Source organism: Microbacterium bandirmense (genome assembly GCF_037204185.1).
Taxonomy (GTDB): domain Bacteria; phylum Actinomycetota; class Actinomycetes; order Actinomycetales; family Microbacteriaceae; genus Microbacterium; species Microbacterium bandirmense.
Genome location: NZ_JBBDGM010000013.1, coordinates 68,607 through 81,905, shown reverse-complemented (window position 1 = coordinate 81,905; position 13,299 = coordinate 68,607). Strand labels below are relative to the sequence as shown.

General features: G+C 69.6%; 12 protein-coding genes and 1 tRNA gene. 3 read left to right on the top strand and 10 right to left on the bottom strand.

Annotation, left to right across the window (positions count from 1 at the left end; translation table 11 throughout):
- Positions 1 to 8 precede the first annotated feature (8 nt).
- The 6 genes from WDU99_RS14055 to serS all read right to left on the bottom strand — a co-directional run bounded on the left by WDU99_RS14055 (position 9) and on the right by serS (position 4,984).
- Positions 9 to 701 carry an HAD family hydrolase gene (locus tag WDU99_RS14055; RefSeq protein WP_337333080.1) on the bottom strand — a complete coding sequence of 231 codons (693 nt, stop codon included), beginning with the start codon at positions 699 to 701 and terminating at the stop codon, positions 9 to 11.
- A gap of 81 nt (positions 702 to 782) precedes the next feature.
- Positions 783 to 1,409 (bottom strand): amino acid deaminase, encoded by a 627-nt coding sequence (locus tag WDU99_RS14050; protein ID WP_337333079.1) that lies wholly within the window; start codon positions 1,407 to 1,409, stop codon positions 783 to 785.
- Entirely contained in the window at positions 1,406 to 2,677 is a 1,272-nt protein-coding gene (locus WDU99_RS14045; protein WP_337333078.1) for an LCP family protein, read from the bottom strand. The genes WDU99_RS14050 and WDU99_RS14045 overlap by 4 nt, the downstream gene beginning before the upstream one ends.
- Positions 2,678 to 2,697: 20 nt before the next feature.
- Positions 2,698 to 2,782: transfer RNA gene (locus tag WDU99_RS14040), tRNA-Ser, on the bottom strand.
- A gap of 94 nt (positions 2,783 to 2,876) precedes the next feature.
- Positions 2,877 to 3,671, bottom strand: coding sequence for an HAD family hydrolase (locus WDU99_RS14035; protein ID WP_337333077.1), 795 nt, complete (start codon positions 3,669 to 3,671; stop codon positions 2,877 to 2,879).
- Positions 3,668 to 4,984 carry a serine--tRNA ligase gene (gene serS, locus WDU99_RS14030; RefSeq protein ID WP_337333076.1) on the bottom strand — a complete coding sequence of 439 codons (1,317 nt, stop codon included), beginning with the start codon at positions 4,982 to 4,984 and terminating at the stop codon, positions 3,668 to 3,670. Before serS ends, WDU99_RS14035 begins: the two co-directional genes overlap by 4 nt.
- A gap of 53 nt (positions 4,985 to 5,037) precedes the next feature.
- On the opposite strand from serS, the gene WDU99_RS14025 reads away from it, so the two are divergent.
- Positions 5,038 to 6,036 (top strand): diacylglycerol/lipid kinase family protein, encoded by a 999-nt coding sequence (locus tag WDU99_RS14025; RefSeq protein WP_337333075.1) that lies wholly within the window; start codon positions 5,038 to 5,040, stop codon positions 6,034 to 6,036.
- A gap of 52 nt (positions 6,037 to 6,088) precedes the next feature.
- On the opposite strand, the gene WDU99_RS14020 is transcribed toward WDU99_RS14025, so the two are convergent.
- From WDU99_RS14020 to WDU99_RS14010, 3 genes are all read right to left on the bottom strand, one after another.
- On the bottom strand, positions 6,089 to 6,814 hold the full coding sequence (locus WDU99_RS14020; RefSeq protein WP_337333074.1) for a hypothetical protein: 726 nt from the start codon (positions 6,812 to 6,814) through the stop codon (positions 6,089 to 6,091).
- 20 nt (positions 6,815 to 6,834) lie between these two features.
- Positions 6,835 to 8,295 (bottom strand): cardiolipin synthase, encoded by a 1,461-nt coding sequence (gene cls / locus WDU99_RS14015; protein ID WP_337333073.1) that lies wholly within the window; start codon positions 8,293 to 8,295, stop codon positions 6,835 to 6,837.
- A gap of 92 nt (positions 8,296 to 8,387) precedes the next feature.
- Positions 8,388 to 8,561, bottom strand: a complete 174-nt coding sequence (locus WDU99_RS14010; protein ID WP_337333072.1) for a hypothetical protein — start codon at positions 8,559 to 8,561, stop codon at positions 8,388 to 8,390.
- 122 nt (positions 8,562 to 8,683) lie between these two features.
- Here WDU99_RS14010 and WDU99_RS14005 point away from each other — a divergent pair, with 122 nt between their 5' ends.
- Positions 8,684 to 9,793 (top strand): DUF4192 family protein, encoded by a 1,110-nt coding sequence (locus WDU99_RS14005; protein WP_337333071.1) that lies wholly within the window; start codon positions 8,684 to 8,686, stop codon positions 9,791 to 9,793.
- Here the strand turns inward: WDU99_RS14005 and lysS are convergent.
- Complete coding sequence (gene lysS, locus WDU99_RS14000; protein WP_337333070.1) at positions 9,786 to 11,327, bottom strand: lysine--tRNA ligase; 1,542 nt, start codon at positions 11,325 to 11,327, stop codon at positions 9,786 to 9,788. The two genes, WDU99_RS14005 and lysS, sit on opposite strands and share 8 nt — an antisense overlap.
- Before the next feature lie 93 nt (positions 11,328 to 11,420).
- Between lysS and WDU99_RS13995 the strand changes: the two genes are divergently transcribed.
- Complete coding sequence (locus tag WDU99_RS13995) at positions 11,421 to 13,193, top strand: DUF2207 family protein (RefSeq protein ID WP_337333069.1); 1,773 nt, start codon at positions 11,421 to 11,423, stop codon at positions 13,191 to 13,193.
- Positions 13,194 to 13,299: the final 106 nt, after the last annotated feature.

Genomic DNA, 13,299 nt, shown 5'->3' with positions numbered 1-13,299 from the left:
GGTGACGATCACTGCGGAAGGGAGGAGGTCGGAACGGAGGAGGACGGAAGAGCGGATCGCGTCCATCGGCGGATGCCGGGAACGATCAGGTCGAGGGTGGCGCCGCGCAGGGTCGGGCTCTCAGGGGAGGAATCAGCCGTGGCCCCGACGAGCGCCGTGTCGGCGCCGAGCGCTTGGGCGGGGGCGAGGTCGAACGCGAAGATGTCGCCGATCGAGAGCACCGGGCCCTCGGCGAGGGCCGCGCGCAGGATCGGCTCGAGACCGGCCGGCTTGCCGACCCTGAAATGGGTGGCGGTGAAGCGCTCGGCGATGCCCCACGACTGCAGCAGAGCGTGGATGCCGTCGTCGGGTGCGTTGGTGGCGAGGACGATCCGGATGCCAGGGTCGAGCTCGTCCAGCAGTTCGGTCAGCCCTGGAGCTGGGCTCACCGGGGCATCCGCCGTGCCGAGCCGACTGCGGCTGTGCATGTAGGCGGCGTTGAGCGTCGCCTCGTCCACCCCGTCTTCACGCGCGAGCGTGCCGACGACGTCATACCCGTCGCGGAACGACGATGCCCCGCGCGAGTGCAGATCGAGTTCGGCGCGGACGCGTCGAAGGTAGTCATCAGCTGCGGCTTCGGCTGCATGGCGTGCGTAGGCGAGGACGGGTCCGTCGCCGACGGCGAGGGTGCCGTCGAAGTCGAAGATGATGGTGGGGGTCACTCGCGCTCCTTCAGTCCGGACGATGCGTCCAGACTAGACGCATTCTGTGGACGATACGTCTACGAGCGGGTGAACTTGTGGTTACGCTCCGTGGGACGGCGCGGCATTCCAGCGCAGCCGTGGCTCGGCGAGAAACTCGCCGACGACGCCCTCGGGGTCGCCCTGCAGTGGAAAGGTGGTGACGATCCGCCATGCGTCGTCGGATCGGATGCCATAGATCAGCGCCGCGGAGAGCCGTGCCTGTGCGCCGACGATCACCACGCGCGTATCGATCCCCGCGACGCGCGCGTCACCGCGCGCCAGAGTCCGCGGCCCCGGCTCGACCAGGTGGGGCAGGGCGGCTTCGGTGACCCGCTGCAGCGGCGTGGACCCTCCGCCGGTCAGGTGGAATGCCGCCGGCCCCACCTCGAGCAGCTCGGCGAGCTCGCCGTCCTGCCAGCGGTCGCGCTTGCGCCCGTACGGCGTGACCACGTCGGAGAACCAGTAGCCGTAGACGTGGATGACCCCGGCATTGCCCACCGGGTACCGGGCGGTGATTCCGGCGGCGTCGTGCAGAGCGTCGAACAGCTCCTGCCCGATGACCGGCTCCCCGGTGTTCTCGTCGACGACCGTCGACGATCCCCAGAGAGCGAAGCGGTCTGCCCGTGCGTCGGCGCGGACGAACTCGACCACGCGGGTCAGATCCGGCGCCGGGGCGGGATGGCTCACCCGCGCACGTTGCCGTTCGAGCACGTCTGCACGGCCGCGGAGTTGCCCTTGATCGTGTCGGGCAGCTCGGCGACCTCGGTCGGCTCGGGCGCTGCGGTCGCGTCGGGGCTGGCGGTGTCGGTCGGTGCCGGGCTCTCGCCGTCCACCGGCTCCTTCACCACGACGCCATCGTTGCTGGTGTTCTCGTACGTGATCTGCAGCTGCTTGTTCGCCGAGATCGCATCCCACAGGGCGGTCGCGGCTTCGCGGTCGGGCACGACCTTGTTCGGGTTGTCGGGATCGGCGCCGGTCGGGTACTGCACGAACACGATGTCCTTGAACGGCACGCTCTTGACCGCCAGCGCGATCTGCACGATCTTCATCGGGTCGGCCAGCGAGGTGGACGCCTCGATGTTGCTCAGGCCGGTGTCGGCGAGCTTCAGCATGACCGGCACGTTGCCGAGCACCTCGCCGCTGATCATCTTGCGTGCCAGGCTCGACATGTACTGCTGCTGGTTGCCGATGCGGCCGAGGTCCGAGCCGTCGCCGACGCCCTTGCGGGTGCGCAGGAACTGCAGCGCCTGCAGACCCTGCACGGTGTGATTGCCGGCGGCCATGTCGAGGCCGGTGTACTTGTCCTTGATCGGGCTGGCCAGGCACACATCGACCCCGCCGATGGCATCCGTGATCTCGATCACACCGCCGAAGGTGACCTTCGCGGCGAACTCGATGTCCTCACCGGTCAGCTCGGAGATCGTCTTGGCGACGCAGTTGAGCCCGCCCTTCTCGCCGCCGTGCTCGTACGCCACGTTCAGCGGCTGCTTGCTCATCGCCGAGCTGATGTTGCCGTCGATATCGGTGCACTCGGGGATCGGCAGCATGAGGTCGCGGGGAAAGCTCACCGCGGTGATGCGGCGCGGCTCGCTCGAGACGTGCACGAGCAGGTTCACGTCGTTGAGTGTGGCATCCCCCTCGCGATCCTCGCAGCGCTCGCCGAACAGGTGCGCGTACTTCGGCTCACAGGTGTCGACGCCGGTGAGCAGGATGTCGAATCCCCCCTCGTACGCTGCGATGTCGGGCGGCAGTTCCTTCTGCCCGTCGAGCTCGACCGCGTTGGCGCTGACCGTTCCGGTCAGCCCGCCGATCACGTAGCCGACGACGCCGACACCGCTCACCAGCACCACGGCGAGCGCGATGCCGATCAACTTCAGCAGCTGGCCGACCGCGGTCGGCGAACTCAACTGACCGTGGCGGGCGACCGTGCGCCGGCGACTGCTGGACTCGCTCACTCAAAGCCTTTCGGGAACTGCGGAGGGTGTGGGATTCGAACCCACGAGACATCTCTGCCCACTGGTTTTCAAGACCAGCTCCATCGGCCGCTCGGACAACCCTCCCCCGCCCGGCTCGCACCGGACGGTCAGTCGTCGAGTCTAACCGACCTGCCCATTGTTCCCTGCACACCTGGGGAGTCGCTGTCAGCCCTTCACTTCAGAGCAGGGTGCGCAGCGCCACCGCGAGTCCGCCGTCATCGACGACCCCGGTCAGCTCGCCCGCGGCATCCTGCACCTCGTCGACGGCCTGTCCCATCGCGACGGCCCGACCGCCGCCGTCCAGCGCCCACGCGAACATGCCCAGGTCGTTGCGTCCGTCTCCCGCGACCAGCACGCGATCGCGCGGCAGCTCCAGCTGTGCACGCACCCGCTCCATGGCCGTGCCCTTGTCGACGCCCTGCGGGGCGATGTCGAGCCAAGAGGTCCAGCCGATCGCATACGAGACCTCGTTGAGCCCCGCCGCGGTGACGATCCGCTCGAAGTCGGCCTCGTCGTGCTGCGGCGCGACCACCACGATGCGCGAGACCGGCTGGGCCCCCAGCTCGTCGAAGGTCACCTGACGACCGCCGTCGAGCGTCCAGTCGTCCATGCTCGCCGTGTACAGGCGCTGCCCCGAGCCGAGCTCGACCATGTAGTGCGCTTCCGGCAGGTGCTCACCCAGCAGACCGAGCACGGTCGCCGGGTCGAAGACCTCGACGTGCCAGCGCTGCCATTCGCCGTCGACGCGCCGCATGGTCACGGCGCCGTTCGAGCACACCGCGTACTCGGCGGACAGCCCCAGCATCTGCTCGATGTGCCGGGTTCCCGCCCAGCTGCGTCCGGTGGCGAGCATGACCTCGTACCCGGCCTCGCGCACCTCGGTCACGGCGTCGAGCACGCCGGGGCTGGGCGTCTCGTCCGGCAGGATGATGGTTCCGTCGATGTCGAGGCCGACCAGCCCGCGGGCGGTCACTCGACTCCCTGCCCGTCGGCGTCCGACGCGTCAGCATCCGCGGTCCATCCGAGCGGCCGCAGCACCTCGATCCCGCCCAGGTACGGGCGCAGCACCTCGGGCACCGTCACCGATCCGTCGGCCTGCTGATGCGTCTCGAGCAGCGCGACGATCCAGCGGGTCGTCGCCAGCGTGCCGTTCAGCGTCGCGACGTTGACCGTCTTGCCGGCCGCCTCCGGGCGATACCGCACGTCGAGCCGGCGGGCCTGGTACGTGGTGCAGTTCGAGGTCGAGGTCAGCTCGCGGAACGCGCCCTGCGTGGGCACCCACGCCTCGATGTCGAACTTGCGGGCCGCGCTGGAACCCAGATCGCCGGCGGCGACGTCGATCACGCGGTACGACAGGCCGAGCGAGGTGAGCATCTCCTCCTGCAGCGCCACGAGGCGCTCGTGCTCGGCCTCGGCGGCCTCGGGCGTGGTGTAGACGAACATCTCGAGCTTGTTGAACTGGTGCACGCGGATGATGCCGCGGGTGTCCTTGCCGTACGAGCCGGCCTCGCTGCGGTAGCAGGTCGACCAGCCCGCGTAGCGCAGCGCGCCATCGTTCAGGTCGAGGATCTCGTCCTTGTGGTAGCCGGCGAGCGGCACCTCGCTGGTGCCGACGAGGTACAGGTCGTCCTTGTCGAGGTGGTACACCTCATCGGCGTGCTCGCCGAGGAAGCCGGTGCCCTGCATGATCTCGGGTCGCACCAGCGTGGGAACGATCATCGGGGTGAAGCCATTGGCCAGCGCCTTGTCGAGCGCCAGGTTCATCAGGGCGATCTCCAGCCGCGCGCCGATGCCCTTGAGGAAGTAGAACCGCGCACCCGACACCTTCGCGCCGCGCTCCATGTCGATGGCGCCGAGCAGCTCGCCGAGCTCGAGGTGGTCGCGCGGCTCGAACTCGTAGGTGGGGATCTCACCGACCCGCCGCAGCTCGACGAAGTCCTCCTCACCGCCGGCGGGAACGCCGTCGATGATGACGTTCTCGACGCGCTCGAGGGCCGATGCCGCCGCCTCGGCGGCCTCGTTCGCCGCCTGCTGCGCGGCCTTGACCCGGTCGGCCAGATCCTTGGCCTGTGCGACCAGTGCGGCCTTCTCGTCCTTGGGCGCCTTGGCGACGGTCTTGCCGAACGCGTTCTGCTCGGCGCGCAGCGACTCGAACGCACTCAGCGCATCGCGACGCGATCGATCGGCCTCGATCGCCGCGTCGACCGTTTCGGGCGCGTTCCCGCGCGCGATCTGTGAGCGTCGGACGAGCTCGGGCTCGTCGCGGAGAAGTGCGAGATCGATCATCATGCAAGTCTAGCCAGCACGGCCACCGGCACGTTCGGCCGTAGAGTGGCCGCATGACAGCATCCGAGAGCGCAGCGCGGCACGCCGCACTCGTTCTCAATCCGGTGAAGGTCGACGCGCACCGGCTGCACACCGCGCTGTCGGCACGGTCGGCGCAGCACGGCTGGGCGCCGCCGCGACTGTACGAGACCACCGTCGACGACCCGGGCACCGAGGCGACGCTCACGGCGCTCGCCGACGGCGCCGCCGCCGTGCTCGTCGCCGGAGGCGACGGCACGGTGCGTGCCGTGTCGCAGTCGATGGCCGGCAGCGACGTGCCGTTCGCTGTGCTGCCCGGCGGCACCGGCAACCTCTTCGCCCGCAACCTCCTGCTGCCGCTGACCCAGCCGGAGGCGATGATGGATGCCGTCTTCACCGGCTTCACACACCCGGTCGACATCGGGTGGGCGGCGCTGACCCGTGCCGACGGCACCCGCGACGAACACGCCTTCGTGGTACTGGCCGGCATGGGGCTGGACGCGGCGATGATCGCCAACACCAGCCCGGAACTGAAGCGATCGGTGGGCTGGGTCGCCTACCTCGACGGGGCCGCGCGGTCTCTGCCGGGGGCGAAGCCGTTCCGCATCGTGTTCCAGGTCGACGACGGCAAGCTGCACTCGACGAAGGTGCAGAGCATGCTGTTCGCCAACTGCGGTGCCCTGCCCGCGGGGATCGCGCTGATGCCGGATGCCTCGCTCGACGACGGCCGGATGGACATCGCCTTGATCCAGCCCACCGGTCCGCTGGGCTGGCTGGGACTATGGCGCAAGGTCTGGTGGGACAACTCGGTGCTCCGCCGCAGCCGTGCCGGCAGGCGTGTGCTCGAGCGGCGCGGGCGGGATGCGTCGATCCGCTACATGGCAGGGCGCACCGCCGAGGCGGCGATGGTCACACCGACCTCGATCGAGCTCGACGGCGACGAATTCGGCACCGCCGTGCGGATGGTCTGCCGAGTGCAGCAGGGGGCGCTGCAGATCGTGCTTCCCGCGGGGCACGACGTCTCGCGGTTCTGAACGGCGGTGCCGCGCTCGGCCGCGCTCCTATCGCTCGGCCGGCACCGAGCGCTCAGCCGATGACCGCGACCGTGGCGTCGAGGTTGTCGCCGACGAGCGTCAGCTCGAACGGGCCGTCATCGTGCTCCTCCGGCAGCAGGATCGTCGTCACGCGCGGTGCGAGGTCCATCGTGCACACACCGTCGGTCGTCTTGAAGGTGACGGTGGCGCCGGCATCCGACTGCTTCACGTCCTCGATCACGGGACGACAGGTCGACGACCCCCACGTCAGCAGGGCGATGCCGCCGTCTTCGAACCACCCGGCCGACGCCTTCTGCTCACCCAGGCCCTCCGGGGCCTGGGCGAGGCCGTCGAGGTCGGCATCCTGCGTGCCGCCTCCGTAGGCGACCTCGAGCTCGACGTCCTGCGTGACGTCGACGCCCTCGGGCACCCCGACGTAGACCGCGCGCGGCACCAGGTCGTCGGTGCAGGCCTTCTCCCCGCCGCTGGCAAGAGACACACTGATGGTCTGCCCCTCGGCGGAGACGTCGCCCGCGACCGGCACGCACGTCGACGACCCCCAGGTGACCACCGCGATCGCGCGCCCGTCGTCGAGCCAGGCCGCTTCGACCTCGGTCGCGATGCTGTCGCCTCCGGGCGGGGTCGTGGTGGCCGTGTCGCCGCTCTTGCTGGTCGGCGCGGGCGCGCTTCCCGGTGATGCGCTGCACCCGGCGACGAGCAGGGTCGCACCGGCGATCACGAGGGTCGACAGGACGCGGCGCGCACGAGAGGGGGTCATGCTCTCAGAGTACCCGGGGCTCACTGCAGCGCAGAGGTCAGCCGGGCGAGGTTGTCGAGCACGGTGGAGCGCAGCGGCTGCTGCATCCACTCCTCCAGCGTCAGCTCGCGGCTGAGCGATCGGTACTCGTCCTCGAGCACGCGCATCTCGTCGACGAACTCCTCGCCGCGCACGAGCATCGACACCTCCATGTTCAGGCCGAACGAGCGCATGTCCATGTTGCTCGACCCGATCACGGCGACCTGATCGTCGATCGTGAGGCTCTTGGTGTGCAGGATGTACGGCACCGGGTACAGCCAGATGCGCACCCCGGCGCGCAGCAGCGCCTCGTAGTAGCTGCGCTGCGCGTGGTACACCATCGCCTGATCGCCCTGCTCCGAGACGAACAGCTCGACGTGCACGCCGCGATCGACGGCGGCGGTGACCGCCAGCAGCAGCGCCTCATCGGGCACGAAGTACGGACTGACGATCATGATCTTCTCGCTGGCCGCATACAGCAGCCCCAGGAAGAGTCGCAGGTTGTTCTCGGCCTCGAACCCGGGTCCCGACGGCACGATCTGGCAGTCGAGGTCGCCGGTGCCCGACTCGACGCGGGTGATGTCGATGCCGTCCGGCACGCGGTCGGTCTCGGCGTAGTAGTCACTGAGGAAGACAGCGTTCAGGCTCGAGACGACCGGCCCGTCGACGCGCACCATCAGGTCGACCCAGTGCAGGCCCTGGCGGATGTTCTTCGGCAGGTTGTACGTCGAGTCGGTGATGTTCTGCGACCCGAGATAGCCCGAACGGCCGTCCACGACCAGCAGCTTGCGGTGGTTGCGCAGATCCGGGCGCTGGATGCGCCCGCGCAGCGGCTGCACCGGCAGCATCAGATGCCAGTCGGCGCCCATGGCGTTCAGCCGCTTCAGCGTCTCGCGGTAGCGCGGCTTCCAGCGGTTCGCCCAGTAATCGAGCAGCACCCGCACCGGCACGCCGCGGGCCGCCACCTCTTCGAGTGCGCGGAAGAAGTTGTCGGTCGATTCGTCGCTCTGCAGGATGTAGAACTCGACGTGCACGTAGTCCCGCGCCGTGCGGATCTCGTGTGCCATGGCATCGAGCGACTCCTGGTAGTCGCTGATCAGGTGCACGCCGTTGTCGCCCGAGAGCGGCAGTGCGCCGAGGTGCTTGTTCATCGCGACCAGCGGCGGGAACCAACCAGGCGCGTTCGGGCGCAGGGTGCCGAAGTTCAGGTAGCTCGCGATGTCGTCGATGTAGTTGTTGATGCGCTCCTGCTTGCGGCGGCGGGCACGGGGCAGCTTGGGATTGCCGATCAGCAGAAACAGCAGCACGCCGAAGATCGGGATGAAGAAGATCGCCAGCAGCCAGGCCATCGCCGAGGTGGGCTTGCGGTTGCGCGGCACCACGATGACGGCGACGATGCGGACGGTGAGGTCGAAGATGAGGTAGGCGATGGTCAGCCACAGCGGCCAGGACTGCGTGTTCACCTACGCACCCCCATCCAGTCGCTATGGATCAGAGTAGCCGCAGCCGACGCGATCGACGCAAGCGCGGCGCGGCGGCGGGGACTGCGGTGCGGTCAGGCGCGCGGCGGGAGCCCGCGTGCGGCGCGCTCCTGGGCCTCGATCTGCGCGTGCACCTTGCGCTCGGTGCGGTCGAAGCGCAGGATGCCGCGGAGCACGATCACGAAGACGATGCTCACCCCGATGGTCGGCAGAATCGACCAGGCCGCGGCGATCCAGAAGTTGTCCATGCCTCCATGGTACGCCCCGCACCTGTGCACTCCTCCTGCACCGAACGGGCCTTCGCACGGCTTGTGCACACTTACTGGGATCGCAGGCTTCAGGCGCCCGTGGTCTCGGCCACACTCGGCCCATGACAACGATCATCCGCTCCACAGAACCCGCCGATCTGCTCGGCCTCGTACCGCTGCTGGCCGGCTTCACACCACGGCAGAGCCTGGTGATGCTGCCGTTCCACGGCTCGCGCACCCAGGGCGCCATGCGCGTCGACCTTCCCGACCCCGGCGTCGACCAGGATGCCTTCGCCGAGGCGGCTCTGCAGGCGCTGCTGCAGGTGCCGCAGATCGACGCGGCCGCCGTGGTGGTGTACACCGATGAGGTCGCCCAGTCGATACCCGATGGCCTGCTGCTGCCGCACCTCCCCTTCATCGAGGCCCTCCTCGAGGTGGGCACCCAGGCGGGGCTGCGCATCGTCGAGGCATTGTGCGTGACCCCGCAGGGCTGGGCCGACTACCTCGACGATCTGCCCTCCGTGCACGCGCGCGACAGCATCCGCCACCCGTCCGACGTCCCCGGTATCGGAGACGTCACCGGCGATCAGCTCTCGGGCGCCGATCTGCCCCCGTCCGACCTGGTCGAGCGCGAGCACGTCGGCCGGGCGCTGCGCGAGCTCGAGGCCGCCCTCGACGGTCCCGCCGGCGCCGACCACAACCCGCTGGCGCTGATGGTGGCCGAGGTCGTGCTCGATGATCTTCCCTGCTTCGCCGAGGCCCTGCTCGAGATCCCCTCCGGCGATGACGCGTACTCGTGCGCCGCCCTGCTGTGGTGCCTGAACCGGCCGACCCTGCGGGATGCGATCCTCGTGCAGTGGGCGACCGATCTCGAATTCGGCCGTGACGCTCTCGCAGCGCAGCTGCGGTTCTCGGGTGGACATGGTGTCGTGCCGGATGCCATCGGCGAGGTGTTCCTCGGCCGCGGACCGCGCCCGGATGCCGACCGCCTCGGCTGCGCACTGCAGGTGGTGCGCTCGGCGGCGGCCCGCGCCCCGCGCGACGCCAAGCCCGGTGCGCTCACCGCCGCCGCCTGGCTCGCGTGGGCGCTGGGCCGGTCATCGCACGCCGGCCGGTACGTCGACCAGGCGCTCGAGATCGATCCCGAGCACAGCATGGCCGCGCTGATCTCGTCGATACTGTCGGCCGGGATGCTGCCGCAGTGGGCGCTGCAGCGCGCGAGGGCTACTTGACCAGTGGGAACAGGATGGTCTCGCGGATGCCGAGACCGGTGATGGCCATCAGCAGACGGTCGATGCCCATTCCCATTCCACCCGACGGCGGCATGCCGTGCTCGAGGGCACGCAGGAACTCCTCGTCGACGCGCATCGCCTCGAGGTCGCCGCCGGCGGCGAGCTTCGCCTGCTCGACGAAGCGCTCGCGCTGGATGACGGGGTCGACGAGCTCGGAGTAGCCGGTCGCCAGCTCGAAGCCGCGCACGTACAGGTCCCACTTCTCGACGACGCCGGCGATCGAGCGGTGCTCACGCACCAGCGGCGAGGTGTCGACGGGGAAGTCCATCACGAAGGTCGGGCGCACCAGGTCGACCTTCACGAAGTGCTCCCACAGCTCTTCGACGAGCTTGCCGTGCGTGGGGTGCGGCGGGATGTCGACGCCGTTCGCCTCGGCGAACGCGATGAGGTCCTCCACCGGATCCTGCGGGGTCACGGTGCGACCGGACACCTCCGACAGCGAGTCGTACATCGAGACACGGTCCCACTCGCCGCCGAGGTCGTACTCGGTGCCGTCGGCCCAGGTCACCGTGGTCGAGCCCGCGACGGCGACGGCCGCGTTCTGCACGAGTTCCTGCGTGAGCGAGGCCATCTGGTTGTAGTCGCCGTAGGCCTGGTAGGCCTCGAGCATCGCGAACTCGGGGCTGTGCGTCGAGTCGGCGCCCTCGTTGCGGAAGTTGCGATTGATCTCGAAGACCCGCTCGATGCCGCCGACGACGGCGCGCTTCAGGTACAGCTCGGGCGCGATGCGCAGGAACAGCTCGGTGTCGAAGGCGTTCGAGTGCGTGATGAAGGGGCGAGCGGATGCCCCGCCGTGCTGCACCTGCAGCATGGGCGTCTCGACCTCGAGGTACTCGTGCGAGGTGAACGTCGATCGCAGGCTGGCGTTGACGGCGGCGCGGGCGCGCACGGTGGTGCGGGCCTGGTCGCGCACGATCAGGTCGAGGAAGCGGCTGCGCACCCGCGTCTCCTCGTTCAGCTCGCCGTACACGTTCGGCAGCGGCAGGATCGCCTTCGACGCGATCTGCCACTGGTCGACCATGATCGACAGCTCGCCGCGACGGCTCGAGATGACCTCGCCGTGCACGAACACGTGGTCGCCCAGGTCGATGAGCTCCTTCCACGCCGCCAGCGACTCGTCGCCGACGTTCGCCAGCGACACCATCGCCTGGATGCGCGAGCCGTCGCCGGCCTGCAGCGTGGCGAAGCAGAGCTTGCCCGTGTTGCGGCTGAACACGACACGGCCGGCGACGCCGACCATGACACCCGTCTCGGCGCCGGCCTCGAGCTCGCCGTACTCGGCGCGCAGCGCCGGGATCCCGTGCGTGACGGGCACGCTGACCGGGAACGCCCCGCCACCGGCATCCGATCGGTTGGCGATCAGCTTCTCGCGCTTCGCAAGACGCACGGCCTTCTGCTCGAACGCTTCGTCGAGCTCGGCGCGGTGGGCTTCGTCGAGCTCAGGCGAGGGGGTCGGCGCAGGCGCGTCAGTCATGTGGGGGCTCCTTGAAGAAAGTCGCCTTCCAGTCTACCGGCGTGCCCCGGGCTCTCCCCGAGCGCGCAGGGTCACGCCGGTAGCCTTCTCACCATGCGTCGCTTCCTGGCCTTCCTCGCGCTCGCCCTCGGCCTGCTGACAGCGGTGCTGCTGCCGTCGACCGCGTCCGCCGACGTGGACGACTTCAGCTACTCGTCGTGGGACGCCCGCTACGACCTGTCGCTGGACGCCGAGGGCCGCTCGGTCGCACACGTCACCGAGACGCTCGTCGCCGAGTTCCCCGACTTCGATCAGAACAAGGGCATCGTGCGCGGCTATCCGGAGCGGTACGAGGGCGCGGGTCTCAGCCTCGAGATCGTGTCGGTGACCGATGAGCAGGGCCGCGCGGTGCCGTACGAGACCGAGTCGGAGGACGGTCTGCTCTACCTGCTGACCGGCACAGACGACTACGTGCACGGGTCGACCACCTATGTGATCGAGTACACGATGCGCGACTTCATGATCACCGGCTCGGAATCGGGGAACGACGAGTTCTACTGGGATCTGCTGCCGGTCGACAGCACGCAGGACATCGGACGCTTCCAGGCCGAGATCGCCGTCTCGCCCGAGCTCGCGGCCGGCCTCACCGACGACACCGCCTGCTACCAGGGCGTGCAGGGCAGCACCGACACGTGCACGCTCGACGGACCGCGCGCGCAGGACGACGCGCAGGTGTTCACCGTGGCATCCGGCGAGCGCGCAGTCGGCGACGGCGTGACCGTCGCGATCGGCTTCACCGCGGGCACCGTCACGCAGCCCGCCGCCCGCGAGCCCGACGCGCTCGCCGACTTCGGCCCCGCTGCAGTGGGCGCCGGGGCGGTCGCCGCCGCCGCCGGGGCGTGGGCATCCGTCGCCGCATTCGCGCGTCGACGCCGCACGGCGACCGGCATCGTCGTGGCGCAGTTCGATGTGCCCGATGACCTGCCGCCGCTCGTGGCCGCACCGCTGATCCCCGGGGCTCCGAACCCGGTGCCGGCCGAGCTGGTGCACCTCGCGGTGCGCGGCGCGATCCGCCTCGAGGAGCACGACGGCGATCGTCCCGCCGTGCGCCTGGTCGATCGGGGTGCGGCCGTGGCGCCGCTGGATCAGGCGACAGTGGATGCCGTCTTCACCGGTGACCGCACGGTGCGGCGCATCCCCCGCAAGAGCACGAAGTTCGCAGGGCGCATGGAGCGACTGGTGAAGCGGGGCACGTCCGAGGCGAAATCACGCGGCTGGACCACGAAAGAGCGCAGCCGCGGTGCGGTCGTGTTCGGGTGGATCTCGATCGCGCTGCTCGCGGCGACCGTGGCGACGTTCCTCTGGGCCGCGGCGCTCGATCGCGACCTGCTGCCGCTCGGCGTCGTCGCGGTGTTGCTCGCGTGCGTCGCGGTGACCATCACCGCGTTCGTCGCCTTCTCGCGGCACACCGTGCTCACGCCCGCCGGCGCCGAGCAGCACGAGTACCTGCTCGGTGTGAAGGAGTTCATCCGCGTCGCCGAGGCCGACCGGCTGCGCATGCTGCAGTCGTATCAGGGCGCCGAGCGGCGCAGCGACGGCAGCGTCGACGTGGTGCACCTGTACGAGAAGCTGCTCCCCTACGCCATGCTGTTCGGCGAGGAGAAGAGCTGGACCTCGGTGCTCGACACGGCGTACTCCGACAGCGGGTCCGGCCCGCGGTGGATCGATACCGCCGTGGGCGTGTCGATCGGCTCGCGGCTGTCGAGCTACTCGACGACGGTGCGCTCGGCCGCGACGTACTCGCCGTCGTCGAGCTCGTCCGGCGGGTCGACCGGCGGCGGCTTCTCGGGCGGCGGCGGAGGCGGCGGGTTCTCCGGCGGGCGCTGAGTCGCCGTCGCGGCGCGCCGCGCCGGCGCATCGCGAGAGCGCCAGTTTTCAGCATCCGCCACATTGATCGATGGCGCAGTTGCAGGAAAGTGTGGCGGATGCCCGG